A 23,538-nucleotide genomic window follows, 5' to 3' on the forward strand; every position below is an offset into this window, starting at 1 on the left:
AGAACCGTTTGAGTGGAGGCGGCGCAGTGACGCCGCTATCGGGCGAAATAAGCCCGCAGGGCGCGTCCGATAGCGGTGGCACGTAGCCGGTGGAGCGAAATAGGTTGAGACCGCGGAGAGGTGAAGAAAACGGGGAAACGGGCCGCGTAGCGGCCTCCTACCGGCGGTGCTCCGTCACCGCTGCGCGAGTGCAGCTCGCGCTCCCCGGAACGGGGAATGTCGGGGAGTGTGAGGGGGTCGCCCCTCACGGGCCGGCCCGAAGGCCGGCCCGCCGCCTCTCAGCTCTCGTCGTCGCTCTCGTCGTCGTCGGCGTCGAGGATCGCGGCGATGCGGTGCGCGGTGGTGAGTACCCGCGCGGCCGTCTCGCGGATCGTGTCGGCCTTGCAGTCGCTCCACGTCGCGACGTAGCCGACGCTGTAGGCGCTGGTGTCGAATCCGACGAGCCCGGCGACGACGAACGCGACGGACTCGGCTTCCGTCTCCATCAGCCCTCGGTGCTGCGCGTACTCCTCCAGGTCATCGACGTGACCCATCAGCACGTGCGCGGCCTCGTGGATCAGGGTCTTTGCGGCCTGCTCCGGCGACAGGCTGGAATCCACGACGACCGTGCGCTCCTCGGGGGCGGCGTAGCCGTTCGTTCCCTGCGGCAGCGGGCGGCGCTCGACCGTCCACCCCTCGGCCTCGAGAGAGGCCGTCAGCGGCGCAATGACGCCGTGATCGTGCTCCCCGGTGAGCAACTGCGCGATGTCGCGGGGATCCTCGGCGCCCTCCATCAGGTCGGTCTGCTCGATCGCGAACACGGACACGAGCGGGTAGTACGTCTGGACCTTCTGCCCCGTCTCGTCGGTGCTGGTCGTGGTGCCCTCCTCGGCCTCCTCGTCGGCGGCGATCTTCCGCTGAGCGAAGCCGAAAATCTTGATCGCCTTCTCGCCCTTGCGTACCTGGCGGCCCTTGGCCTGCCACGCGCGGAACCCGGCGACGGCGGAGGCGTCGGGGCGCTGAGCGAGGATCAGCAGCAGGTTGCCCAGGCTGTAGCGGTGGAACGAGGACGCGAACGAGAGGAACCGGCGCCACTGGTCGGAGTCGCGCAGCGCCTCGACCTGCTCGGCGATGCTCTCGTGCAGCGCGGCGGCCTGCTCGCGGCGCTCCTCCGGCGTGGTCCGCGGTGCGCGCTTCTTGGCGGCGGTCTTGCGGGCGGTGGTCGTGCTGGTCATGGCGATTCTCCCTGTGCGAGGATCGACGCGACGGGTCCCGTGGTTCTAGATCAACTACGGGGCTTTCGTCTTGTCTGATCGTTTTTTTGTGCCTCTCCGGCGGGAAGAACCGTTTGAGTGGAGGCGGCGGAGTGACGCCTATTCCGGGCGAAATAAGGGAGCCTGCGACCGCGCCCGGAATAGGTTGCACGGAGACGACGGAGCGAAATAGGTTTGTACCGCGGAGAGGAACAAAAAACCTCGAAGCAGTGCCGCGCAGCGGCTCCCGGTCGCCGCAGGCGATGTGCGCGAAGCGCACCCCGCGCCTCGAGCGGAACACCGGGGAGGGTGAGGGGCCGGCCCCTCACGGGACGGCACCGCCGGCCCTCCCCCGCCGAGAGCTGAGAGCCGCTGTCGGCGCCGGATGGGACGATGGAGGCATGTGGGAGCTGGCACACCGGACGCGCGCGGAATCGGCATCAACGGTGGTGCGCAGTAGCGCGGCGACGAGCGCCGCGGCGATCGTGGAAGTGCGCGCAGCGATCCCGGAGGATCACGTCATCCTCTACGTGCTCCGCGTCAAGAACTGAGCGGGCGCTCTACTCCGCGGCGCTGCGGCGGGGTGCGCGTTGGGTGGTTGTGGTGACGACGGCGGTCGCGCGGGTGAGGTTGGGGCCGATGGCGTCGGCTTCGAGGACGCGGCCGGTGCGGCGGTTCTCTCCTTCGCCCCAGGCGACGGTGCGCTCGTAGCCGACGACGATCACGGCGTCTCCCTTGTGGAGGGAGGCGAGGACGTGCTCGCCGAGTTCGAACTTCGCTTCCACGTAGTGCGTGGTCGGGGCGTCGTGCGGGGTCCACTCCCCCGCGCGGTATTCGCCGGTGTTCTCGATGACGCGCAGCTTCACGATCTGGACGCGGCCCGCCTGCACGGCCTCGGGGTCGGCGGCGAGGTTGCCGGTGATCGTCCTGGTGCTCATCTGTCGTCTCCTGCTCGTTCGGTTCGTGGGTCGTCCCGTCGACGTCGACGGGGATGCGCTTGGGGTGTTCTGCTCTGGTGCTTCGGTCTCGATACCCCAGGACGTGAGAGCGTCGCGTCGGGTGACCTCGACGGACGGCTCGGACAGCGCCCTGCGCTGTTCGAGCTCGGCGCGCGTCACGGCGTAGGCCGGGAGACGCCGCTCGTCGCCGTAGGCGAGGCGGTAGTACCGATCGGCCTCGTTCTCCGCCCAGTCGACCTCGCCCTGCCGGTCCGCGCGCCCGGCGAGATACCCTGCCCGGTACTCGTCGCTCTCGACGTTCGGGCCGGTCACGCTGCGTGCTTCTCGATGAGGTCCGGGCGGAAGCCCGACCAGTGGTCCTCGTCGCTCGCGACGACCACCGGGGCGGCGGAGTAGCCCAGCTCCTCCGTGACGTAGGCGAGCGCTGCGGGGTTCGTCGTGACGTCGACAGTCGTGTACTCGATGCCCTTCGCGTCGAGGGCTCGGTAGGTCGCGGTGCACTGCACGCACGAGGGCTTCGAGTAGACGGTCAGAGCCATGAGGAATCTTCCAGATAGAACTCCATGTGCGCTTCGAACTCCTCGCGCTTCTCCTCGGCGCAGTGCGCGTGGATCCACCACCCGGCCGCGTCGCGGTCACCGGCCTTGTCGAGCATCTGCGCGATCACGTTGACCTTCTCGCAGGAGAGAGTGGGCGAGACGGTCATCGCCACGCGGAAATTCGCGAGGGCCGCGGTGTAGGTAGCGCCCGCGGTGAGGAACGCGGTCACCGCCTCGTCGTAGGCGGCCGCAGCCGCGAGATAGATTGTCACGGCGTCGGCCTTCGGCTGCTCGGTCATCGCTTCGCTCCTTCCGGGGTGTGCGCGTCGCCCTCGTCGTCGTCGGTCGCGTGCTCCGCGATCCACAGGTCGGCGGCCTCGTCTCGTCCGAATGCTCGCAGGAGTCCGGCCAACGCGTCGACCTCGCAGCAGCTCATCCGGACGGCCAGATCGTCGGCGGTGTCCCCGTGGGAGAACACGGACACGAACTCGGCCACCGCCTCCGGGAGGGTCGGTGTCTGCGGTTCGGTGGTGGCGGTGTCGGTCATGGTGAAGTCCTCTCGTCGTCGGGTCCCGGGCGGTGGTCCTGCCCTGCCCCTCCCCCTCGTTTTTTTGCCGTGATTCTCAATCAGATTTGTCAAGCCAGCGGGGGTGGTCTGGCCGGATCGTTCTTCCTTCTCTCCCAGCGTTTTTTTGCCTGGAAGGCACGTAGTGCCGAGCAGGGTCGGAGGTGGGAGCGCAACCCGGAGGGCGGCGGAGGAGAGGTTGTCGGCGCGATGGGAGGGAGCGCAGCGACCGCGTGCCGAGAACCTCGGAGGAGCCGGCCGCGCAGCGGCTTGCGTGGACGCCGGAGGCCCGTACGCTGCCGAAGGCTTCCAGGCAAAAATTCGCGCAGCGCACGACACCGCGCCGGCCTGAGGTCGGCGTCCGCTTGTTCGCGATCTGATGCGCGGAATTGCGGCCGCTCGAAACGGTCCCGACGCTGGACGTCCTAGCGACCGCTCTGCAAGGCAGAGTACAGTTGCTCTACACCACAGAGTGATCGGAGCATCATGTCGCTGACTCGCACGCCCTTAGAAGAACGGGTCCGAGACGCGCGGCACGTGTCATCACTTCCGCTGATCGTCTCCGGCGTCGGAGTGGTAACAGCCGGACTGCTGCCCCTGGCCGGTTCGACGCTGTTCACCGTCGGCTTCCTGATTCCTGCCTTCACGAGCATCGCTCTCTGGATCGTGCTGAGGGCTACTGCTGCTCACGCAGGTGTGGGAATGGGGCGCGAGCGCATGGGGCCGATCGCGGCCGTCATCGCCGCAATCTCGATCTTGACGTTTCTGCCCACGATGTTCGCCGGTCCGGCCTTTCTTGTTGAGTTCGTCGGTCCGGCGTTTCTTGTCGGGGTGCTCCTGTTCGCGATCGGTTGGCGACTCGAAAATCGCAGCCAGTGGCTTGCTGGCCTCGGGGTGGCAGTAGTTTCCCCCTTCCTCTTCAACAGCTTCTTGCAGGACGCTGCCCCCGAGAGCGGGTTGATCCTGGGTGCTTCCTACGGTTCCACGCCTTTGTCAATCGATGGCGTCGTTCTCACGATCGCCGGCATCACCCTCGTCGTTCTGGGTATTACTGCTTTCCGGCAGGAGACGGGACGTGCCCGTGGCACCAGGCGCTGAGGAGTCGACCGACGACGAGTTCGCGTCCTTGGACGATGCCGTCCACCAACGAACGCGTCTTGCGATTTTGACCATCCTTCACGAGGCCGGCGAAGCCGACTTCCGGTTCCTGCGCACCACCCTCGACCTCACCGACGGCAACCTTGGACGACACCTCGAAGTCCTACTCAGGGCCGGTCACATCACCACACGACGGGGCTACGACGGCCGCCGAGCCAAGAACTGGGTCGCTCTCACTCCTCAGGGCACCGCCGCCCTCAGCATCGAAGTCGAAGCACTGCGCGCGATTGTCGCGCGCGTCGATCGCGCGCAGAATCCCTGACCAGGATTACCCCGCAGCGAGGTGGTTCACCACGAGTGACGGTTGCCGATGCCCTCCCACGGATTCCCGCCAGCACCGAGACCACGAGCCGCCGACCCATCTGCGATCGTCCCTGACGCGAACGCGGCGGGCTCTGCGCCTGTGGGGTGATAGCTGGTCTGGTCGCGGAAAATTGCCCAGATGACGTTGATGCGGCGTCGGGCGAGTGCGATCAGTGCCTGCTTGTGCGACTTGCCCTCGCCACGTTTTCGCTCGTAAAACGAGCGAGAGACCGGGCAGTTCCTCGACGCGATGAACGCCGCTTGGAAGCAGGCGTTCAACAGCCGCCGGTCGTAGCGCCGTGGCCGGTGGTGGTTGCCGGAGATCTTCCCGGAGTCGCGCGGCACGGGAGCGAGGCCCGCGAAGCTGGCCAGCCGGTCGGGCGTCTCGAATGCGGCGAGGTCAGTACCGGTTGCGGCGAGGAAGTCCGCGGCGAGCCTGCGCCCGAATCCGGGGAGCGACACGAGCAGATCCGCAGAACTGCTGTCCTGTAGAACGGCGTCGATCTCGGCCTCGAGCTCGGCGAGTTCGTCGCGGATGCGGAGCAGATCGCGGGCGGACCGGCTCACCAGCCGGGCCGCGGCATCCTCCCCCGCGACGACCGAGGTCTGCTCGCGCGCGGCTTCCACCGCCGTCTTAGCGACGGCCGCGGACTTCCAACAGCCCTGCCCCTTCAACCACGACGCCAGACGGCTCTCCCCCGTCCGCCTGATCGCGGACGGCGTCGCGTACCGGGTGAGCAGCACCAGAGGTCCCCTGGTCGTCGCGTAGTTGAACGCTCCCTCGAGTGACGGGAAGTAGTGGACCAGGATGGCGCGTAGCCGATTTACGGCGCGGGTGCGGTCGTGCACCAGGTCCTCGCGCCGGGCTGAGAGCAGGCGCAGCTCCGCGGTGACGTCGTCGGCCTGCCGCATCAGCGTCACGTCTCGTCGGGTCCGGGCCTGGTCGGCGATGATGACCGCGTCCTTCGCGTCCGTCTTTGCCTCGCCTCGGTAGGCGCCCGAGGCGTGATGAACGACCCGGCCCGAGATGTAGAACAGCGGCTGCGCGTGGGAGCTGAGCAGCGTCTGCAGCAGCCCCGTTCCGCCGTGGTTGAGGTCCGTCGCCCACGCGACGTCGGTGCCACCCGGCAAGGAGGCGACGTCGCCCATCAGGGTCAGGATCGCTGACTCTCGGTTCTTGAAGCGCTGCGAGAGCAGCTTGGTTCCGTTGCCGTCGATGACGACGCAGTGGTGTTCGGTCTTGCCGGCGTCGATACCGGCCCAGAGTTGGGGCACGCAGGGTCCTTCCGTTGAGGGGTGCGGTGCGCCGTGAACGACCGTGCCGGCATGTCCTTACGGGGCGATCTGGTCGCGTTTCTCAATGAGCGGTCCTGCCGTTGCGGGGTCCCGGGCGGCCAATCACGGCATGCCATCAGGCGGCTGAAGGCGGTCAGCCATACCCAGGACCCCTGGCGCGTTCCGGAGCCTACAACTGCCCCGCATCCACGGAAATAACGGTAAGGAAGGCGGTTCTCCGCCTTAGCAACCGGAGGGCGCAGTGCAACCCGGAGGGCGGCGGTGGAGAGAGTTTCGGCGCGATGTGAGGGAGCGCAGCGACCGCGTGCCGAAAGTCTCGGAGGAGCCGGTGGCGCAGCCACTTGAACGGAGCCCGTAGGTAGCTACGACCGCAGCGAAGCGGAGGGAGCCGCCGAAGGCTTCACGGCAAAGAAACGTGAGCCCAACGGGCGAACATCAGCGGCCGGCACAGCCGGCCGAACCTCTGGGCGGCGCTCCGTCGCTGCTGCGCGAGTGCAGCTCGCGCCCCGGAACGGGATACCGGGGAGCGTGAGGGGTTATCCCTCACGGGGCGGCAACGCCGACCCTCCCCCACCGTCGACCGCGACATGCTGACTTGTAAACATGCCTACAAGTCAGCACGTGCTGTGGGGACTCGAACCTCCGTCACCAGAGTTGCCGAGCCGTGGGTTCGAACAGCGCCGCCGCCACCGCGCAGGTCCCCCGGAAGATAGCGGCGCCGACGCGCAGTAGCTCGTGGGTCATCCGATCCCGCGTCTGCCGGCTGCTCCCAATCACGGGGTCACCGCGGATGGCGAGTGACGGCCTGGGAGGGCCGGACGGCCCGGTATGCATGTAGGGAAGTTGACTTGATTACATGCTTACTTGTCATCAGCTTTGCGTCCCTCGTACTGGGCGAGGAGGAGTTGAAAGGCTTCCGCAGCGAGCACCTGTACGGGGACGCCCTGCTCGGCCGCCAGGATCTTCACCGCTCGGATCGACTCCTGGGGGAGTCGAACGGAGAACACGGCGAGCTGGGTCGGCGGCACGAAGGTGCCTTCGCCCACCTGGGCTCTCTTCGGTCGAGCTGCGCGGCCCGCGGCCGCAAAGCGGTTCTCGCTCACTTGACGATTCCCTTCAACTCCGCGAGCACGTTTCGGTACTGGCCAGGATCGGTGATCGGCAGGCCGTACGCCATCGCGAGAGCCTGCGCCTGCGGGATCTCGCTCGTCAGGACGGGGACGCCGAACGGTTCGAGCGCGTCGCGGATCTGCCCAGCGGCGACCGTGCGCTTGACCACTCGGGTGAGGAGGGTGAAGGCCGGCGCGTCCGTGAGAGCTTGAACCTGCTCGATGAGGTTGACCGTCTCCGCGTACTGGGAGAAGTCGCCGCTGGTGGGTTGGATCGGGATCAGGATCAGGTCAGCGGCTCGAGCTGCTGACGTCGTGATACCCAGATCGCCCGGGGGAGTGTCGATGAGCACGTTCTGGTGGCTGCTGCTCAACCAGGGCTGCTTGTGGATCGTGTTGCGAGGCAGCCCGGTCGCGTCCCAACCGAGGGTGTTGGCCCAGTCGAGCGCGCTGCCCTGCGGGTCGCCGTCGACAATGAGCACGCTCTCCCCGGTTTCGCGAAGCGCTGCTGCGAGATGGATGACGGTCGAGGTCTTGCCCGACCCGCCTTTCAGGTTCACTACCGCTGTAATCATGTTGACAAGACTACCAGTCTGCATGCTGACATGTAAACATGCTGACGTACTGACTTGGGGGATGTGCGGTTACTGGGGCCGTCGCTCGACGGCGGACGCCCAGACCCACAGTCGGCGGCTGGCGTCGCGGTCCTGCCACTCGACCATGACGGCTCGGGCGGTCCAGGCGATGGCGTAACCCTCGACGCGAACGGGGTTGCCGGGGTAGCGGACCCAAGCCCAGACGGGCAGGGGAGTGGCGGCCCAGGTGGGCCGCTGCCGGGTCTTGTCTAGCTCGTCGTCGGTCAGGCCGATGGGGTGGCCGCGGCCGGCCGTCTCTTCGATGCGTCGATCGATCTGGGCGCCGACATGGCGCTCGTAGCGTCGGTTCGTTCCCACGCCGCCAGTAGAACATATGTTCGAACGCGCGTGCGGTCGACGTCATGCGGCGGTCGAGGACCACCAGAGCGAGCCGGGGGCGAGCATGCCGGTGCGTCCCCAGTGCAGCGCCTCGCGGTGATCGCCGCGGCCGGCGGCGTCGCGGGGGTAGAGCGGCCAGACGCGCTCGCCAGCGGTGCTGTCCTCGAACAGGGGTCGGCTCGACACGTGTCGGCGTCGCGGTCGTTGCCTGGGGGAGGAGGACCGGTGAGCGAGCTCGGCTTGCCACCAGGCCCAGACTTCGCGCTCGACGTCGTAGCGGTGCGCTCGATCCGTCAAGACTCCGTCGACACCGATCGCGCGAGCGGCGGCGGTTCGGAGGTCGCGCTTGGCCTGGGTCCAGCCGTTGGTGTGCTTGACGATCAGGCGGTGGGTGCGCAGGCGGGAGAGGGCTGTGGCGGCGGTGCGGGTGGTCACTCCCAGCAGTGTGGCGGCGGCGTCGACGGCGAGGGTTCCTTCTCGGCGCAGCAGCGCGTACGCCTTCCCTGCCAGGTGTCCGAGGCCGGCGCGGGTGAAGAGGTCGTGCCGAGTGTCCGTGAGGTCCGCCTCGAGCGTGGTGAGCAGCATGGTTCGTTCAGTGAAAAGCGGCCCGGGGGGGCGGGGGTTATTAGTGGTTGTGACCGGACCTTGCAGTGAGCCTGTGGAAAAGTGCTCGGACAGTCGCCATTCGCTGGCGTTCGATCCGTCAGCGCGGACGACGAGCTGCACGTAGCCGTCCTCGCGCAGGCTCCGCAGGGCGCTGGCGGCCGTGGTGCGTCCCAGGCCCGCCAGGAGGGCCAGGTCGCGGATGGACGCGGCGACGGTGCGCTTGCCGGTGTGCAGGGTGAGGTAGGCCAGGGCGGTGAGGATCGTCTTCTCCGACGTCGCTCGCTCGGTCCTGCCCCACCGGCCCGGGCTCACCCGGAACCGGTCGAGGAGGCCGCTGACGGCGCCGACGATGCTGCCCAGCTCCGCCAGGTCGCTCATTTCGCGCTCGGGCGGGAGAACGGCGTGCAGCGCCGCGTACTGGCGGGCCTTCTCCCACTGCCGCGCCAGTCGCTCCGCGGCCTCGTCGCGGGCGCGGGGCCGGCGGTGGCCGCGGCCGGTGTTCTTGGTCCGGTAGTGCTCCATCCCGGGCGCGCTTCGGGCGGCGTGCTCGACGTCGGTCAGGGACCAGCCGGCGTGAGCAGCGGAGAGCAGGCACATGAACGCGGTCCACGATGGATTCGCGCCGCCGCCGGCCGTGGCCATGTGGGCGGCGCCGGCAGCGCTCAGCGTCCGGTGCGTGTGGTGTGCGGTGGCGGTGGGTACTGGGGGAGTGGCGTCGACGCGCTGCGGCGGACGGGACGCTTCCAGCGCGACCGTGACGGCATCGATGGCGGCCGCGGTGACGTTCGTGTCCAGCAGCTCCTCTGCGCGGCCGCGGAGGACCCTCGAGAAGCTGCCGTCGCGGTGCGGGGAGAGCGGCGGCCGGGCGGCGCCGGTGCGCGGGTTGCGGAGCATCCCGTGGTCGAGGGTGCGGAAGTTTGCTCGAGCGGCGATCGCCAATCGGGCCACCTGCTCGGCTGGGGCGGCTTCCGCGAGAGCGACCCACAGGTGGCGACCTCCGGTGCCGGAGGACTGGCAGACGACGTGAGCGACCTGGTGCGCGTCGAGGACGGCGGAAAGCGCGTCGCAGTCGTCCGCGGCCTGCTCCATGAGGTCGGCGTCGACGCCGCGGGAGTCCTTGCCGTCGAAGTCGAAGCACAGCAGCCGGAACGCTCCGGCGTCGTCGGTGAGGTAGATCGCCCACGGGGCGGCCGGCGCGACGGGGGAGACGGGGAACGCGGCCGGATAGGCGTTCTCGTCCAGGCGCCCGTAGGCATCCGGGCGCATCGTGCGCACCGCGGCACGGGGGCTCAGTCGGCGCGTCAGTGCCCAGGGCGCCGAGAAGGAGTCAACTTCGGCATTTTGGGCGTGCGCAGACACAGCAATGTGGCTTACGATGAGGTCACTTCTCCTCCCTCGGGGGGGATGGATGAGGCCCGGCCTGAGAAACCGGTCCTGATCAACTGCTTCACACCTGTCGCCCTGGTAAGCCTTTGGTGTGAAGCGAGAGCTTCTAGGCCCGTCGCGTGAGCGGCGGGCCTAATGCGTTAAGTGGTGGTGATCGGCGGCTCCGATCGGGACGCGGTGACCCGCGGGAGCGCGCCGTACTTCGCGAGCAGCTCGCTGTAGAGCATGTCGACGTAGAGCGAGACGGTCACGCCGCTGGCGGCGGCAGCCTCGGAGACGGCATCACGGTTGGTGGGCAGCACGCGGGCGTTGAGTTGCACCGCCGCCGCTCCATCGTTCCGTCGTCTTCTTCCCATGCGGCTCATCATGGTGTGAGTGCTAGCAGTATTCGGGGAGTGGTGCGGCGTGTCGAGTGTCATGGTCGTGGTCGCTGTCCCCTCTGCCTGCATCCAACGTGGGTGAGGCTGCCCGCTGGTCTGCGGCACTCTCGACCTCTGACTAACGTAATCGATACTTCACCGTAGCCGTTAACACCTGTCAGCCGGCCGCGGGGCGAGCGATGCTGGCGATTGCGTTGGAGACGGCCGTCATGTGGCGGGCGCCATCCGAAGCGACCGTGTTGGTTAGGTAGGCCACGACGAGCTGCGTGTCCGGGTCGGCCCAGGCGACGCAGACGTTGGACCCGTTGTGTCCGAACGTTCGCGGGCCGGCTATCGATCCGAGCGGCGGGTAGAGGTTGGGGGTGCGACCGCCGAGCTGGAATCCATGCGCCCAGAGGATCGGCGTGTGGGCGAAGCCGTCGACGTCGGCCTCGGTGGAGCTGGCGATCGTCGCCTGGGACAGGATCTCCGGTGAGACAACCTGCGTGTCATCGCGGCCCCGGCCATCGTTGAGCAGCATTTCGTAGAACCTGGCGACGTCGCGAGCGGTCGTTGAGATTCCGGCGCTCGGGATCACGGCCATGCGGACGGCACGGCTGTTCAAGGCCCCCATGGCGAGAGGTACGGAGCTGCGGATGGAGACGCATCGGGAGAGGTCGTGTTCAGCGACGCCCAGCATGGTGTTGGTGGCGCCGAGCGGAGTGAGCAGCACGTCGTTCATGACGTCGCGGAGAGGACGCCTGGTCACTCGTTGAATCACCTCGCCCAGGATGAAGCCGTAGGTGAACACCTGGTAGGAGGGAACGGTGCCCGGCACCGTCCTGAGGCGAGCGCTCTCGAGGTTACGGATCGAGCTGCGCCAGTCGGTCATCGCCAGGGCGTCCCCGATCAGTCCGCGCGAGGTCGAGAACCCCGCACGATGGTGGAGGACCTGGCGGAGAGTGATCGATCCTTTCCCGTGACGAGCGAACTCCGGCCAGTAGTAAGAGACTGCGGCGTCGATGTCGAGGAGCCCGTCTGCGGCCAACTGGTGCACGAGGATGCTCAGGTAGGGCTTGCTGACTGACCAGGACCAGAAGAGTCCATCGGGTGCGTACCCCTGGGAGTGGTCGAGAAGGACGTCACCGCCCCTGAGGACGACGAGCTGCGCGGACCCTCCTCGCTGACGAACGAGGTTGACCACGGGGGACAGCGACTGATTCACCCACACCCCCGGTTCTCGTGCCCGGAACTGGTCGGGGCCTGCTGAAACTAACAGTGCTCTCTACGAGCGGCTACCGTGGTCAGCATGGCTGCGAGAACAGGTAACGGCGCGTCCGAGTATTCGATGCGCGTTCACGCAGCGATCAAGACCTTGATGGCCAGAGCCGGTCTTTCGAACGTCGACTTCGCGACGCGCACGGGAATGACGCTGACCTACTTCTACGCGCGGATGCGCGGCGACGCGATGTTCGACACGAACGATCTGGAGCGCTTCGCGCAGGTTTTGGGAGTCAAGGTCGCCACCATCTTCACGATGGCGGAGGAGTTCGGCGAGCCCACCGCGGACGTTGACGAGGTGGTCGTGCTCACGAACGGTGTCGAGTTCGCCCGACGACTGAGCGTCCTCCTCCCGGCCGGCACGAGTGCGAGTGATGACGTCGCGGGGATCCCGGCGGCACGGCTGTCCGAGATGCTCGGCGCCACCGCGCGGTTCGGCGTGACTCGGAGCGAGCTCACTCGCCTCACCACTCACTTCCAGGTCCCTGAGGCGTTCTTGACGGAGCTGACGACCTCGGAGGACACCGCAATGATCGAAGCTGACCTCGAGCTGCGCCGAGCGCTCGCATCCAAGGGTGTCGAGCCGCTGGCGGCCCGGTCCCTCGGGGGAAACCTTTCCCCTGCTGCCATCCGCGGCATCGCCGCGTCGATCCGCGAGCTACGCGAATAGTGGCTGTATCTGGGAGGGGGAACTGTGGACGATCCGTGGCTCGTAACTGAGCAGATTCGCCAGACCGCCGAACGCGCCTTCAAGGAAATTTTCACTGAGAATTACCCCGGTGAACTGTCGACCGAAGAAGCCATCATCCGTCGCGCTCAAGAAGTGCTTGGTGCTGATATTGAGGTGTATCAGGGCGGAGACGAGTCGTGGGAGAACTATCTCGCCCTGACTCTTACCGAGACAATCGCCGCGCTGCTTCCTACCAAGTACATGATCCTCATCCGCAGCGACAAGAAAGCCTACTATCGGCTGTTCAATGTGTTCCACGAACTGGCTCACATCCTGTTGGGGCATCCTCCGAGTGAAGTCGAGCTCCCTCACGGTCTTAGCCTCGACAGCATGGGGCTGACGAGCGCAACGAACGCGGTACGTCACGCTAAGCAGTTTGTTTTCGATGGCGACGATTCCTCTCGGACGCATCGGATCCGCGAAGGCGAAGCTGAAGAATTCGCGCGTCTCATGGTGTCGCTCGTCATGTACCCGCGATACCGGTCGGGTGAGAGGAAGTTCGGCTAAGTGAGTCCGATCGAGAGCTTCTTCTTCACCGCCTCCTTCCTCGCCGTCACCGCCTACTTCTTGGGCTGGTTCATCGCCATCCTCGCCCGCCGACGTCCGCCGACGCGCCCATGGGTGGCAGCAGGCTTCGGGTCGGTGGGGCTGCTCGCACTGGGCGGCTTCCCGTGGCTGACGCTCGATGAGGCAGACAGCCTGTTCGGAGGAACGAACGTCTACTACTGCGTGATGCTCGTCGCCGCCTGCACGGCGATGTGGCTTCTCGTGGAGGCCGTGATCGACGTCGGCCGAGTGCGCCTCTGGTCGGTCGTCCTGCTCGTGGCGTGGATCGCGGCGTACGTGGCCGCGTTCATCGCGATCGACCGCCCGGCCACCTCGCCCAAGTTCTCGCATGAAGAAGTCGATCAGCTCCCGATGATTCTGTGCAGCGGGATCTACTTCCTCGGGCTGATGGTGCTGTTCGTGCGACTGATCGTGAAAGTCGCGAGGTTCCCCCGTCGCGCGTACTGGCCGTTCACTGTCGGCGGCGCGCTCATCATCGCCGGAGCCGCGGGCGAACTGGCCGGAATGCTGGTAGCGCGATACGTGCCCGACTCTGCCGCGACGACGAATGTCCTCTATCTCGCCTTCACCCCGGGATTCTTCGGTGGGATCCTGCTCTTCACCGCCGGCCTGTGCAGCTTCCCCGCTCGGCGTACGATTAGGGACGTCGCCGTCGACCTGAGCTCCCGAAAGCTCGTCACGATGCTGGCAGAGCGAGAAATCGCCGCCCCGCCCGTCTCATATGTGAGAGAAGGAACCGCGAGCGAGAAGAAGCTCGTGCGACTGATGACGCTACAGGTGCGCGTCACCGACGCGGTGATGGTCGGCGCAATGAAATTGAGCAACAACGAGAACGGTGTCGTTCGTCGCGCAGAGCGACTGATCGACGGTGAATTGCTAGCAGCAGGTATGGGATGGAACGAATGAACAAGTTGATCGTTGGAGCAGCAGCAGCAGGAGGCGTCGCCGTGGCCGGCGCTATCGGCTCGATCTTCGCCGCTCGCCAGGTCGTGCTTCCCGTCGATCCGCCTCAGATCCCGATCCTGCGCCAGGACGGGAAGACGATGACGCTGGCCGTTGACGGCAAGACCATCGCCCCCGGCATCCTCGGAATCTTCCGCACCGACCGCACGGGTCACGCGACACTCAGCCGCCCGATCCACACCGACCCGGTGACCGGTGCGACCACCCGGCGCATCGAATCGACCTGGGGCGCAAGCTTCGCCGGAGAGAAGGCCGTCATCTGCGAGGGCGACGTCTTCGCCGGACCGGAGGCGGTCGACCCTGACTTCGTGGAGGTCCTGGTCCCCGGGCCTCTAGGTGACTGCCCCGCCTGGCAGTTCGGGCCGGACGAGAACCCGGAGGGCACGTGGGCGATCCACGTGCACGGCATCCGCACCAAGCGGATCCACGCGCTGCGCAGCGTGCCGGCGATGACCGCGCTCGGCTACACGTCCCTCGTCGTCTCCTTCCGCGGCGACGGCGACGGCCCCGCGGTGCCTCACAGCGCGTCCATGCTCGGTCAGCGCGAGTGGGCCGACGTCGCCGCGGCGATCGACTACGCAGCCGCCCACGGCGCGCGGAAGATCGTCCTCATCGGCTGGTCCCTCGGTGGCGGTGTGGCGCTGCTCGCAGCGGAGCGCACGAGCCGCCGGGATCTGCTCTCCGGCCTCGTGCTCGTCGGGCCGGCGCTGAACTGGAAGACGGCGATCGAGCAAGGCGCCGTCGAGATGGGATTGCCTCGTCAGGTCGCGATCCTCGGCCTCGTGGGCCTGCGCAGCAAGCTCGCGAGCCGTCTCGTCGGTCTTCCGGAGCCGGTGGACTTCGACGCGCTGGACTGGGTGCGCGAGCCGCGAGCCGCCGCGCTGGGCTGCCCGATCCTCCTGTTCCACTCGGCCGGCGACACGACCTTGCCGATGGATGTCTCCCAGCGGTTCGCGAAGCTGAATGCGCCGGCCGTGGAAGTGGTCGAGACCGCAGCGACCGCCCACAACACGGAGTACAACGTCGACCCGGAGGTCTTCGACTCGACCATCGCTCGGTGGATTTCCGAGCACCAGTAACGAAACCGCTAGCACTGACATAGTGTTAACGCCATGGAAGCCCTTCCTGGCGTATCGCGAGCGGACCGTGCACTCACTGACGATGGCCGCACCGCTGATCGACGGTGGTCGGCCGTTGTCCACTTCTTCCACCTGGGCAACAGCCACCCCGTCGACTGCGCGTGCCAGCGGTGCGTGGCGACTCGCGAGCCGTCCATGGCCGATGAGGAGCTGGACGCGCGAACAGGGCTGGTGCGGCACTACCCGGTAGTGGAAATCGAGCAAGCCGCCGATGACGCGATCCTGCGGGCGGTGGCCTTGGAGACGTACTGGTTCGGCCGAGACGTCATCGCCGCCGGCTACGGGCTTCGCGCCGCGGAACGGTTCGAGGACGTCGCGGTGACCTCTCCTGACGGGGATCAGTTCGGCGTCGAAGGATGGCTCGCGGGGGATGCCTTCGAGCTCCAGTTCGCGACAGGGCTACGGGCGGTCGCGGACGAAAGCAAACTTCTGGCCCACAGATGCGTGGCGCTTCTTGAGCGCATCCCAGCAGGAACAGGGAACGCCGCGTGCGTCAGATAGCCCGCGGCGGCTCCGCGAGGTCGATCTGGCCCTTCTGATATGCCCGACTGACCTCGTGCAGGCGGTCGATCGCGTCCCAGTCGACCTTGTACGTCACGGTCTTGCGGTGTCGAACACCCGGCGCTGGCCTTCCAACGATCGCGCCAGCCTCCTCCAGGAGGTTGAGGTGACCGAAGAGGGTCACCTTGTTACGGGCCTCGGGAACCGCCTCAAGAATCTCCGACACCGTGGCCCCGTGAAGGCGCGCCGTCTCCTGCGACAGGAAGTGCAGCACGCGATTGCCGATTTCACTGGTCGTGGCACGCATGTGCATCACCTCCCTGGACGGCGGAGGGATCGGAGACGACATGAGTTCCATTGTGGCGCACTGGCCGTTTCCCCTTCACGCACGGGAGCCCGGTCGGCTTGAACCAAGCAAACTCATAAAGCTACCTAAGTTTACGTTACAGGAAACCAAAAAAACCTTATAGTGGTCGTAGCGCGCAACCGGGACGACCGGTTGCGGCACGAGCCGTAGGGGACACACATGAGGACGCCGAGTAAGGCAGCGCTGGTCGTCGCGTTCGCGCTCATCACCACCGGCTGCACCAGCTCGAGCACCGATGCCGCGTCACCCTCCACCGAGTCGGCAGCTCCCGAGACGCGCTCCGCTGAGGCACCGACCTCACCCGAGACGGCGCCGGCCGAGAGCACACCGCCGGCCGCCGCCGAACTCTCCGACGTGGAGCCGCAGCCGGAGCCGACTGTCGAGGGCGACACTGTGGCGATCGCGGTGGCAGCGACTACCGCCTTCTGCCGCCCCGCCCTGGACTACGACACCTGGATCGCTGAGCTGTACCCGTTCCTCAGCCAGCAGGCCGCGGTGGCCTACGAGACCGTCGACCCGGCCAACGTGCCCTGCACGACCCTCACCGGCGCAGCATCGGTCCGGGACGGGGACGGCGCCTTCACGATGCGCATCCTGGTTCCCACGGATGCGGGGGAGTACTCCGTGTACGTCCACCGCACCGTCGAGACCGGTCCATGGGCTGTCGAGCAGATCACCCCCCTGGCGTCGGAGTAGCCCGGTGGCGAAGGGGGGAATGGGGGTTCTCGCGGCGGTCCTGGCACCGCTTCTCGCGATCGCACTGCTGCTGTGGCTGCTGTTCTTCGGCGCCGCTGAGGACGCGGCCGCGGCGTGCCTGCCTGGCGGCGGGCCGGTGAACGTGTCCGCGATCCCCGCGGACGCGAAGGTCGGCGCCTACGGGCACGACCAGCTCGTGAACGCGGCACTCATCGTCAACGCGGGAGCCGCGAAGGGCCTCGGCGCCGATGGGCAGACCCTCGGCGTGCAGACGGCGATCGGGGAGTCCTCCTTGGTGAACATCAACTACGGGGACGGTGCTATCAACCCGGACGGGTCGGTCGCTGACTCGATCGGCCTGTTCCAGCAGCAGTCGAGCTGGGGCACCGTCGAGCAGCGCATGGACCCGACGACCTCGGCCGGCTTCTTCTACGACCGCCTCGTAGCCGTCGAGGGCTGGCAGTCGATGGAGCCCTCCATCGCGATCAACAAGGTCCAGCGCAACGCCGACCCGAACCACTACACGAAGTACCGCGCCGACGCCGTAGCGATCATGACCTACCTCAACAGCCTCGGCAGCAGCACGACCGCACCCACGACGTCGGCGGCGCCGGTGAGTGCCCCGTCGACGCCGATCGGCACTGCGCCCGCCTCCCCGGCGCCGGTCGGTGGATGCGTCGCCGTGTCCGGCGATGCGCAGGCTCTCGCAGCGAACCTCGTCGCGGCGATGGACGCAGGCAACCTGACCCTTCTCGAGGACCGGTACGCGCAGCAGATCCGCGACATGGCCGCGGGCACCCCGAAGGAGAACTGCGCGATCGACGTCCGCATTCTCCAGATCATCACGATCGCCCTGAACACGTTCGGGAAGATCGGCGTCTCCGACCTCAACCGCCAGTGCACGGGCTCGCTCCTGGGCGCCGGCACGGGTTCCTCGCACTGGATGAACGGCGGCGGCAACGCCGTGGACTTCTACAGCTTCGCCGGCACCGCCACGACCGGCTGCGACCCCAACGCCCTCCAGCTCCTTGACGTCCTGGACCCGCAGGTGCCGCAGGGCTCGCGTGCGGGCCAGATCCAGTGCCGGTCGAGCACCTATCAGCACATCACCCAGTTCGGTGACACCCCGAACCACCTGCACTTCGACGTCGCCTACGCCGACGGCCCCCTCACCACCGGATAACCGGACCCTTTCGACGTCGCGACCGCGGCGCCGATCACCCCGCACCACCCAACACAGAAAACGGAGCACACCATGTCTGCACTGCTCGCAGCAACGACCGACATCCTCACCACCGCGGGCGCGCTCGGCGCGGTCGTGCCGGACCCGGGCCCCGGCGGCATGCCCCCCGGATTCGAGGCCTTCACCACAGTCATGGGCTGGGCCAAGTGGGTCGGCCTCGGCGTCGCCGTCGTCGGCCTCATCATCCTCGGCGTCACCATGACCGTCTCCGCCCGCCGCGGCGAGGGCGGCGAAATCGGCGGCTGGCTCGGCCGGCTCCTCGTGGGTGTGATCGTCATCTCCGCCGCGTTCACGATCGTCGGGTTCCTGATGGGCGCGTAGCGTCCCCGGGAAACCGACACCACCAACAGAAAGGCAAGGGACGTCATGAACGACTCCGAACCGCGTAACCCGTTCACCAAGAAGGGCTTCATCGTCGGAGCCGTCATCGTCGGCGCACTCGCCCTCTCGGCCATCGTGCTCGGCGTGACGTCCCTCGGGACCGGGGGAGGCGGCACCACGACCGCCGCCCCCGGGACCCCCACCCCGACCTCCACCGTCTCGGCCGACGCCGAAAGCGTGTGCGGACTCTCCGGCTACGAGGAGAGCGGCACCCTCACCGCACCGCCGACGACGGAGTGGACCATCGTCGGCACCATGGCCGCTCCCAGCTCCGCTGAGGCCGGCCCCGGGGAGACCGACAGTGACGGGGTACGCACCTGCTACGCGCACACCGTCGAAGGCGCTCTCTTCGCTGTCTCGAACCTGTGGGCGATGGGCTCGGATGCTCGACTCGCGCCGCTCGCAGTGGAGCAGCTCACGGCACCGGGACCCGGCCGCGATGCCGCTATCGCCGCCGACACGCAGCAGAGCAACACCGGCACCAGCGTGCAGATCGCGGGATTCAAGGTGCTGTCCTACGACGGAGAGAACGCAACGATCGACACCGCATTCGAGCTGAACACGGGCTCGCTGATCAGCTTCCCGTCCGCGGTGAAGTGGATCGACGGCGACTGGAAGCTCGTCGTCACCGACGAAGGACAGCCGCCCTTCCGCCCCACCACGCTGCAGAACCTCGGCGGCTACATCGTCTGGGCGGGTGTCCAGTGATCGCAACCGCCACAACCGGCGGTGGAGAGGCATGCCTCCCCATCGACGTTCCCTGCTGGACCGGCGTCGCTGTCGGCAACGTCGTCTCGAAGGCGTCGAACGATGCCTTGCAGCAGTTCGTCAACAACATCTTGGAGGGCTACGGCAAGGCCATCGCCTCTCTCGGTACCGTCTGGATGAACGTCCCCTCCCCGGTCACGGTCGTGGACCAGGGCGGCGGCGTCAACGGTGGCGGCACTCCGCCGCTGCCGGAGGCGTTCGAGACGATTCTCGGCTACGTGACGTGGGTCTCTGCGGGCCTGGCAGTCATGTCCCTGATCGTTGCTGGCGTGATGATGGCGAGCCGTCGCCGGCACGGCGACGGTGAAGCTCACATGGGCCGCATCGGCGTCATCCTCTTGGCCGTACTGCTCCTCTCCTCCGCGTCGGCGCTCGTGACCGGGTTCCTGCCGCTGGCGATGCACCTGAACGAGTCCTCGAGCGTCGTCGGCTGGGTGCAGGGGCAGTTGCAGTGGTACACCGGCGGACTCGCGATCCTCGCGATCCTCGTCGCCGCCGCCCGGATGGTGTGGACGCAACGCGCGATGCCGCTGCGCGAGCTCGCCGGCTCCGTGCTGACTCTGATCGCCGTGGCCGGCGCAGGGCTGGTCGTCATCCGCCTGGCGACCCAGGCGGGCGATGCGTTCTCGATCTGGATCCTCAACAACTCGACCGACTGCGACGTGTCCCAGCAGGGCGAGAGCAACTGCTTCGGCACCAACGTCTTCGCGATGATCAGCCTCACTGCGACCTCCGGCATCGGCCTGATCGGTCTCTTCCTGCTGGGCATGCTCGCCGTGTTCATGACCTACGTGCAGATCGCGCTGATGGTGTTCCGCGGCGCGATGCTCGTCGTCCTCGCCGGCATCTTCCCGCTCGCCGCGTCGTTCACGAACACCGAGATGGGTCGGCAGTGGTTCAAGAAGGCGATGGCCTGGACTATCGCCTTCATCCTCTACAAGCCCGCCGCGGCGATCGTCTACGCGATCGCCTTCCGGATGACCGGCACCGACCTGTTCAAGTCGGACGGCACCGGGCTCTTCCAGATCGTCACCGGCCTGGCCCTGATGCTCATCGCTCTCGTGGCTCTGCCTGCGCTGATGCGCTTCCTCGTCCCGGCCGTCTCCTCGGTCGGCGGCGGAGGCGCGGCAGGTCTGCTCCTGGGCGCTGCGGCAGTCTCGGCCGCTGGTGACGTCGCGACGGGTGCGATCCGCGCGAGCAGCAACGGAGGCGGCGGCGGCGGGAACGGCGGCGGTGGAGGCGGCAACAGTTCGTCCACGGACGGACCGTCCGGCAGCACGTCGACGCCGGGCTCGCCGACGTCGTCGCCGGCCGCTGACCCGTCTGGGTCGGCGTCGACGGCCGGCAGCGGCGCAGGTGCTGGTGCCGGAAGCGCGGCGACCAGCGGCGCGGGAGCCGCTGCGTCGAGCGGCGCCGGGGCCGGGGCAGCCGCGAGCGGCGCCGCGGCCGCGGCCGGATCGATCGGCGCCGGTATCGCCGTCGCAACGAAGGCCGCGGAGGGCGCGAAGCACGCCGCGCAGGCCGTGAAGGCCGGCACCGACGAGGCGACCGGCAGCAACGAGAGCGGGAGCTAACCCATGACCAGCACAGCAACCGATCCGATCAAGGCCCGCACCTACGGCAACTGGCGAAAGCCTCAGACCGCCGGCCTCGGCGGGCTGGGACAGCTCGCCACCCTCGTGATGTTCGTGGGCATCGTCGCCTCGATCATCGCGTCCATGTTCTCCGGCCTAGGTCCCGCACTCATCGTCGCCGCCATCTTCGGCGGCATCCTCCTGACCGTCTCGGTCAAGGACAAGCACGGGCAGAGCGCCCTCGGAAGGATGGTGGTCCGCGTGAACTGGTGGCGTACCAAGAGCAAGGGAGCAAACATCTACCGCTCCGGCCCGATCGGCCGCGCGAAGTGGGGCACCTTCCAGCTCCCAGGCCTGGCCGCGCCCTCGCAGCTCACCGAGCACGAGGACTCCCACGGTCGCCGGTTCGCTCTGATCAGCACCCCGATGACGAAGCACTTCACCGTCGTGCTGGCGACGGAGCCGGACGGCGCCGCGCTGGTGGATCAGGAGCAGATCAACAACCAGGTCGCGGAATACGGCATCTGGCTCGCCAACCTCGGAGACGAGCCCGGCATCGAAGCCGCGTCGGTCACCGTCGAGACGGCGCCCGACACGGGCACGCGCTTGCGCGGTGAGGTCGAGGGGTCGATGGACCCGGACGCGCCGCTGTTCGCGCGAGCGATGCTCCAGGAGGTCGTTGAGACCTACCCGGTCGGGTCGGCCACGATCCACGCCTACATCGCGCTCACGTTCACGGCGACCGCGCGGATCAACGGGAAGCGCCGCAATGCCAAGGAGGTCGCCGCGGACCTCTCCGCCCGCATCCCCGGCCTGACGTCTTCTCTCGCGGCGACGGGGGCGGGCGCGGCGCGGCCCCTGAGCGCGCAGGAGTTGTGCGAAGTCATCCGCACCGCGTACGACCCCGCCGCGGCGCTCCTGATCGATCAGGCGCGCGCAGAGGGCGAGACGGCGGACCTGTCCTGGACCGACGTCGGCCCTGCGGGTGCCGAAGCGCACTGGGACTCCTACCGTCACGACGGAGCGGTGTCGACGTCGTGGACCATGACCGCGCCCCCGCGCGGCGTCGTCCAGTCGAACATCCTCGCTCGCCTGCTCGCGCCGCACCGTGACATCGCCCGTAAGCGCGTCACCCTGCTCTACCGGCCCATCGATCCCGCCCGCGCCGCAGCGCTCGTGGAGGCGGACCTGAACGCCGCCCAGTTCAACTCCTCCGCGTCCACCAAGCCCACGGCCCGCTCGACGCTCTCGACCCGCTCGGCGCAGGCCACGGCCGCGGAGGAAGCCTCCGGCGCCGGGCTGATGAACTTCGGCCTGATCGTCACCGCGACCACGCTGCAGCGTGGTCAGGAGCCCGAAGCGCGCGCCGCGATCGACTCCCTCACCTCGGCCGCCCGCCTGCGGATGCGGCCGGCGTTCGGCTCGCAGGACTCCGCCTTCGCCGCCGCGCTCCCGCTGGGGCTGGTCCTGCCTCGGCACCTGCGCATTCCCAACGAGATGCGGGAAATCCTGTGACGCACCCCGCCACCACCAGGACGGCACTGGACACACGTCCGGTGCCGTCCCGGGTTAACCCTCAGCCCTCACCCGTCTTTGTCGCCGTTCCGACCCTTCTTGGAGGCCCCCAGTGAGCAGCACCACCAAGTTCTTCTCCCGCCACCGCGACACCGAGCCCGTCGACGTCCCCGCCGACGTCGACGGGGACGAGCTGCCGACCGGTGCCGTCGACGTCGACCAGAGCGAAGAGGCCGGCGACGTCGACGCGCTCGACTCCGCCACGCCCACGGGCGCGGTCGGAGCCCCGACGACGGCGCAGGCCGCGGCGACGTCGACGGACGCTCGCGCCCGTTCACGCCGCGTGCGGAAGGCTGAGGAGGAGGCCGCCGCAGCTCGCGCCGCCAGCTCTCCTCTCGCCCGCGAGAAGCCCTCGAAGCGGTCGCGGAAGAAGCGGGCGATCCCGCACCAGGGCGGCAGACAGAACATTGAGAAGGAGTCGGCGCCGAAGCGCCCGATGCGGCCGACGTCGACGGGATGGCTCGGCCGCGGCGGCGGACAGGCCGTCTCGATTCAGCCCGCCGATGAGTTCCGCGCAACGACCGTTCAGGTGTGCGGGCTGTACCCGTTCTCGGTCGGAACGGGCACGCCCATGATCGGCGTGCCGCTGGGGAAGAACCTCACCACCGGGGCCTCCGTGTTGTGCGACCCGATCAGCTGGTTCCAGCGGGCGCAGCTCATCTCCAACCCGTCGATGTTCGTCCTCGGCAAGCCGGGTCTGGGAAAGTCCTCGCTGACCCGCCGCATGGCGACCGGGCTCGCCGGGTACGGCACGATTCCGCTGGTCCTCGGGGATTTGAAGCCTGACTACGTGGATCTGATCCGCGCGATGGAGGGACAGGTCATCACCCTCGGCCGTGACCGCGGCTACCTGAACATCCTCGACCCCGGCGAGGCGACCAGCGCGGCGAAGCGCCTGCGCGACGACGCCGACCAGGCGCTCGAGCAAGCCGCGGAGCTCGACGCGCGCGGCGGCGACTCCAAGGAGCTGCGCCTGCGTGCGGTGAAGGCGCAGCGCCTCGCTGCTCAGGTGCTCGCGGACGCTCACGGCCGCCGGCACACGATGATCGCAGCGCTCCTGACGATCCTCCGCTCTCAGCCGCCCACGGACCGGGAGGAGACGATCATCGACCGGGCGCTCAAGTACCTGGACGAGCACCACGAGGGCATCCCCGTCCTCGCGGACCTGCTCGCCGTGATCCAGGCCGCGCCGGACGAGATTCGACAGGTCGCGCTCGACCGCAACGACCTCAAGCGGTACAAGGAAATCACCGAGAACCTCGAAGCG

At 67.9% G+C, this 23,538-nt stretch carries 27 protein-coding genes and 1 pseudogene; 15 read left to right on the forward strand and 13 right to left on the reverse strand.

Annotation, left to right across the window (positions count from 1 at the left end; genetic code table 11):
* Positions 1–278: 278 nt before the first annotated feature.
* A complete protein-coding gene (locus C5D36_RS13805; protein WP_104227119.1) occupies positions 279–1,214 on the reverse strand; it encodes an ArdC-like ssDNA-binding domain-containing protein in 936 nt (311 codons plus the stop codon).
* 419 nt (positions 1,215–1,633) lie between these two features.
* Here C5D36_RS13805 and C5D36_RS16935 point away from each other — a divergent pair, with 419 nt between their 5' ends.
* Entirely contained in the window at positions 1,634–1,783 is a 150-nt protein-coding gene (locus tag C5D36_RS16935) for a hypothetical protein (protein WP_181072908.1), read from the forward strand.
* A gap of 9 nt (positions 1,784–1,792) precedes the next feature.
* Here the strand turns inward: C5D36_RS16935 and C5D36_RS17045 are convergent, their stop codons facing one another.
* Genes C5D36_RS17045 through C5D36_RS13825 form a run of 4 tightly spaced genes read right to left on the reverse strand, consistent with a single transcriptional unit; the run spans position 1,793 to position 3,277 of the window.
* Positions 1,793–2,503, reverse strand: a complete 711-nt coding sequence (locus C5D36_RS17045) for a single-stranded DNA-binding protein (RefSeq protein WP_104227118.1) — start codon at positions 2,501–2,503, stop codon at positions 1,793–1,795.
* A complete protein-coding gene (gene nrdH / locus C5D36_RS13815) occupies positions 2,500–2,730 on the reverse strand; it encodes a glutaredoxin-like protein NrdH (RefSeq protein WP_104224209.1) in 231 nt (76 codons plus the stop codon). The genes C5D36_RS17045 and nrdH overlap by 4 nt, the downstream gene beginning before the upstream one ends.
* Positions 2,721–3,029, reverse strand: coding sequence for a hypothetical protein (locus C5D36_RS13820; RefSeq protein WP_104224210.1), 309 nt, complete (start codon positions 3,027–3,029; stop codon positions 2,721–2,723). Before C5D36_RS13820 ends, nrdH begins: the two co-directional genes overlap by 10 nt.
* A complete protein-coding gene (locus C5D36_RS13825; RefSeq protein WP_104224211.1) occupies positions 3,026–3,277 on the reverse strand; it encodes a hypothetical protein in 252 nt (83 codons plus the stop codon). The genes C5D36_RS13820 and C5D36_RS13825 overlap by 4 nt, the downstream gene beginning before the upstream one ends.
* A gap of 504 nt (positions 3,278–3,781) precedes the next feature.
* On the opposite strand from C5D36_RS13825, the gene C5D36_RS16660 reads away from it, so the two are divergent.
* Both C5D36_RS16660 and C5D36_RS13830 read left to right on the forward strand, forming a co-directional pair.
* Positions 3,782–4,393, forward strand: coding sequence for a hypothetical protein (locus C5D36_RS16660; RefSeq protein ID WP_146078846.1), 612 nt, complete (start codon positions 3,782–3,784; stop codon positions 4,391–4,393).
* Positions 4,371–4,715, forward strand: coding sequence for a transcriptional regulator (locus C5D36_RS13830; protein ID WP_258059507.1), 345 nt, complete (start codon positions 4,371–4,373; stop codon positions 4,713–4,715). The genes C5D36_RS16660 and C5D36_RS13830 overlap by 23 nt, the downstream gene beginning before the upstream one ends.
* Positions 4,716–4,741: 26 nt before the next feature.
* On the opposite strand, the gene C5D36_RS13835 is transcribed toward C5D36_RS13830, so the two are convergent.
* The 7 genes from C5D36_RS13835 to C5D36_RS13865 form a co-directional block, all read right to left on the reverse strand.
* Positions 4,742–6,031, reverse strand: a complete 1,290-nt coding sequence (locus tag C5D36_RS13835) for an IS110 family transposase (protein WP_258059506.1) — start codon at positions 6,029–6,031, stop codon at positions 4,742–4,744.
* Positions 6,032–6,912: 881 nt separating this feature from the next.
* Positions 6,913–7,155, reverse strand: coding sequence for a ribbon-helix-helix domain-containing protein (locus C5D36_RS13840; RefSeq protein WP_146078847.1), 243 nt, complete (start codon positions 7,153–7,155; stop codon positions 6,913–6,915).
* Positions 7,152–7,736: an AAA family ATPase gene (locus tag C5D36_RS13845; RefSeq protein ID WP_181072910.1), complete on the reverse strand. Its 585-nt coding sequence runs from the start codon at positions 7,734–7,736 to the stop codon at positions 7,152–7,154. Before C5D36_RS13845 ends, C5D36_RS13840 begins: the two co-directional genes overlap by 4 nt.
* Positions 7,737–7,805: 69 nt before the next feature.
* Positions 7,806–8,114: a hypothetical protein gene (locus C5D36_RS13850; protein ID WP_104227116.1), complete on the reverse strand. Its 309-nt coding sequence runs from the start codon at positions 8,112–8,114 to the stop codon at positions 7,806–7,808.
* 42 nt (positions 8,115–8,156) lie between these two features.
* A complete protein-coding gene (locus C5D36_RS13855; protein ID WP_181134912.1) occupies positions 8,157–10,007 on the reverse strand; it encodes a hypothetical protein in 1,851 nt (616 codons plus the stop codon).
* A 260-nt stretch (positions 10,008–10,267) separates the two neighbouring features.
* Positions 10,268–10,447, reverse strand: a complete 180-nt coding sequence (locus C5D36_RS13860; RefSeq protein WP_104224217.1) for a hypothetical protein — start codon at positions 10,445–10,447, stop codon at positions 10,268–10,270.
* A 217-nt stretch (positions 10,448–10,664) separates the two neighbouring features.
* Positions 10,665–11,711 carry a serine hydrolase gene (locus tag C5D36_RS13865; protein WP_181072912.1) on the reverse strand — a complete coding sequence of 349 codons (1,047 nt, stop codon included), beginning with the start codon at positions 11,709–11,711 and terminating at the stop codon, positions 10,665–10,667.
* 84 nt (positions 11,712–11,795) lie between these two features.
* Here C5D36_RS13865 and C5D36_RS13870 point away from each other — a divergent pair, with 84 nt between their 5' ends.
* The 5 genes from C5D36_RS13870 to C5D36_RS13890 all read left to right on the forward strand — a co-directional run bounded on the left by C5D36_RS13870 (position 11,796) and on the right by C5D36_RS13890 (position 15,667).
* Positions 11,796–12,437: a helix-turn-helix domain-containing protein gene (locus C5D36_RS13870; RefSeq protein ID WP_146078848.1), complete on the forward strand. Its 642-nt coding sequence runs from the start codon at positions 11,796–11,798 to the stop codon at positions 12,435–12,437.
* A 24-nt stretch (positions 12,438–12,461) separates the two neighbouring features.
* Entirely contained in the window at positions 12,462–13,004 is a 543-nt protein-coding gene (locus C5D36_RS13875) for an ImmA/IrrE family metallo-endopeptidase (protein WP_104224220.1), read from the forward strand.
* Positions 13,005–13,970 (forward strand): hypothetical protein, encoded by a 966-nt coding sequence (locus tag C5D36_RS13880; protein WP_104227113.1) that lies wholly within the window; start codon positions 13,005–13,007, stop codon positions 13,968–13,970.
* Positions 13,967–15,106: a S9 family peptidase gene (locus C5D36_RS13885; RefSeq protein WP_181072913.1), complete on the forward strand. Its 1,140-nt coding sequence runs from the start codon at positions 13,967–13,969 to the stop codon at positions 15,104–15,106. Before C5D36_RS13880 ends, C5D36_RS13885 begins: the two co-directional genes overlap by 4 nt.
* Before the next feature lie 195 nt (positions 15,107–15,301).
* Positions 15,302–15,667, forward strand: a complete 366-nt coding sequence (locus tag C5D36_RS13890) for a hypothetical protein (RefSeq protein WP_104227112.1) — start codon at positions 15,302–15,304, stop codon at positions 15,665–15,667.
* On the opposite strand, the gene C5D36_RS13895 is transcribed toward C5D36_RS13890, so the two are convergent.
* On the reverse strand, positions 15,660–15,974 hold the full coding sequence (locus tag C5D36_RS13895; protein ID WP_146078849.1) for a hypothetical protein: 315 nt from the start codon (positions 15,972–15,974) through the stop codon (positions 15,660–15,662). The genes C5D36_RS13890 and C5D36_RS13895 overlap by 8 nt on opposite strands.
* 219 nt (positions 15,975–16,193) lie before the next feature.
* Between C5D36_RS13895 and C5D36_RS13900 the strand changes: the two genes are divergently transcribed.
* The 7 genes and pseudogenes from C5D36_RS13900 to C5D36_RS13935 all read left to right on the forward strand — a co-directional run.
* Complete coding sequence (locus C5D36_RS13900; protein ID WP_104227110.1) at positions 16,194–16,730, forward strand: hypothetical protein; 537 nt, start codon at positions 16,194–16,196, stop codon at positions 16,728–16,730.
* A gap of 19 nt (positions 16,731–16,749) precedes the next feature.
* Positions 16,750–17,913: a hypothetical protein gene (locus C5D36_RS13905; protein WP_104227109.1), complete on the forward strand. Its 1,164-nt coding sequence runs from the start codon at positions 16,750–16,752 to the stop codon at positions 17,911–17,913.
* A gap of 72 nt (positions 17,914–17,985) precedes the next feature.
* Positions 17,986–18,294, forward strand: a complete 309-nt coding sequence (locus C5D36_RS13910; protein ID WP_104224227.1) for a hypothetical protein — start codon at positions 17,986–17,988, stop codon at positions 18,292–18,294.
* A 45-nt stretch (positions 18,295–18,339) separates the two neighbouring features.
* Positions 18,340–19,062: a hypothetical protein gene (locus C5D36_RS13915; protein WP_104227108.1), complete on the forward strand. Its 723-nt coding sequence runs from the start codon at positions 18,340–18,342 to the stop codon at positions 19,060–19,062.
* A gap of 107 nt (positions 19,063–19,169) precedes the next feature.
* Positions 19,170–20,696, forward strand: a complete 1,527-nt coding sequence (locus C5D36_RS13920) for a hypothetical protein (protein WP_104227107.1) — start codon at positions 19,170–19,172, stop codon at positions 20,694–20,696.
* Between the two features lie 3 nt (positions 20,697–20,699).
* Positions 20,700–22,211 carry an SCO6880 family protein gene (locus C5D36_RS13925; RefSeq protein ID WP_181072914.1) on the forward strand — a complete coding sequence of 504 codons (1,512 nt, stop codon included), beginning with the start codon at positions 20,700–20,702 and terminating at the stop codon, positions 22,209–22,211.
* Positions 22,212–22,323: 112 nt separating this feature from the next.
* Positions 22,324–23,538, forward strand: a pseudogene (locus tag C5D36_RS13935) (hypothetical protein); the annotation flags it as partial.

Source organism: Rathayibacter sp. AY1C6 (assembly GCF_002931535.1).
In the GTDB taxonomy this organism is placed as follows: domain Bacteria; phylum Actinomycetota; class Actinomycetes; order Actinomycetales; family Microbacteriaceae; genus Rathayibacter.

Excerpts from the sequence above, each read along its gene's own strand:
- C5D36_RS13805 (WP_104227119.1), bottom strand. The coding sequence starts at position 1,214 with ATGACCAGCACGACCACCGCCCGCAAGACCGCCGCCAAGAAGCGCGCA.
- C5D36_RS16935 (WP_181072908.1), top strand. The coding sequence starts at position 1,634 with ATGTGGGAGCTGGCACACCGGACGCGCGCGGAATCGGCATCAACGGTG.
- nrdH (WP_104224209.1), bottom strand. The coding sequence starts at position 2,730 with ATGGCTCTGACCGTCTACTCGAAGCCCTCGTGCGTGCAGTGCACCGCG.
- C5D36_RS13820 (WP_104224210.1), bottom strand. The coding sequence starts at position 3,029 with ATGACCGAGCAGCCGAAGGCCGACGCCGTGACAATCTATCTCGCGGCT.
- C5D36_RS13825 (WP_104224211.1), bottom strand. The coding sequence starts at position 3,277 with ATGACCGACACCGCCACCACCGAACCGCAGACACCGACCCTCCCGGAG.
- C5D36_RS16660 (WP_146078846.1), top strand. The coding sequence starts at position 3,782 with ATGTCGCTGACTCGCACGCCCTTAGAAGAACGGGTCCGAGACGCGCGG.
- C5D36_RS13845 (WP_181072910.1), bottom strand. The coding sequence starts at position 7,736 with ATGATTACAGCGGTAGTGAACCTGAAAGGCGGGTCGGGCAAGACCTCG.
- C5D36_RS13855 (WP_181134912.1), bottom strand. The coding sequence starts at position 10,007 with ATGCGCCCGGATGCCTACGGGCGCCTGGACGAGAACGCCTATCCGGCC.
- C5D36_RS13870 (WP_146078848.1), top strand. The coding sequence starts at position 11,796 with ATGGCTGCGAGAACAGGTAACGGCGCGTCCGAGTATTCGATGCGCGTT.
- C5D36_RS13885 (WP_181072913.1), top strand. The coding sequence starts at position 13,967 with ATGAACAAGTTGATCGTTGGAGCAGCAGCAGCAGGAGGCGTCGCCGTG.
- C5D36_RS13890 (WP_104227112.1), top strand. The coding sequence starts at position 15,302 with ATGGCCGATGAGGAGCTGGACGCGCGAACAGGGCTGGTGCGGCACTAC.
- C5D36_RS13895 (WP_146078849.1), bottom strand. The coding sequence starts at position 15,974 with ATGCGTGCCACGACCAGTGAAATCGGCAATCGCGTGCTGCACTTCCTG.
- C5D36_RS13900 (WP_104227110.1), top strand. The coding sequence starts at position 16,194 with ATGAGGACGCCGAGTAAGGCAGCGCTGGTCGTCGCGTTCGCGCTCATC.
- C5D36_RS13905 (WP_104227109.1), top strand. The coding sequence starts at position 16,750 with ATGGGGGTTCTCGCGGCGGTCCTGGCACCGCTTCTCGCGATCGCACTG.
- C5D36_RS13910 (WP_104224227.1), top strand. The coding sequence starts at position 17,986 with ATGTCTGCACTGCTCGCAGCAACGACCGACATCCTCACCACCGCGGGC.
- C5D36_RS13915 (WP_104227108.1), top strand. The coding sequence starts at position 18,340 with ATGAACGACTCCGAACCGCGTAACCCGTTCACCAAGAAGGGCTTCATC.
- C5D36_RS13925 (WP_181072914.1), top strand. The coding sequence starts at position 20,700 with ATGACCAGCACAGCAACCGATCCGATCAAGGCCCGCACCTACGGCAAC.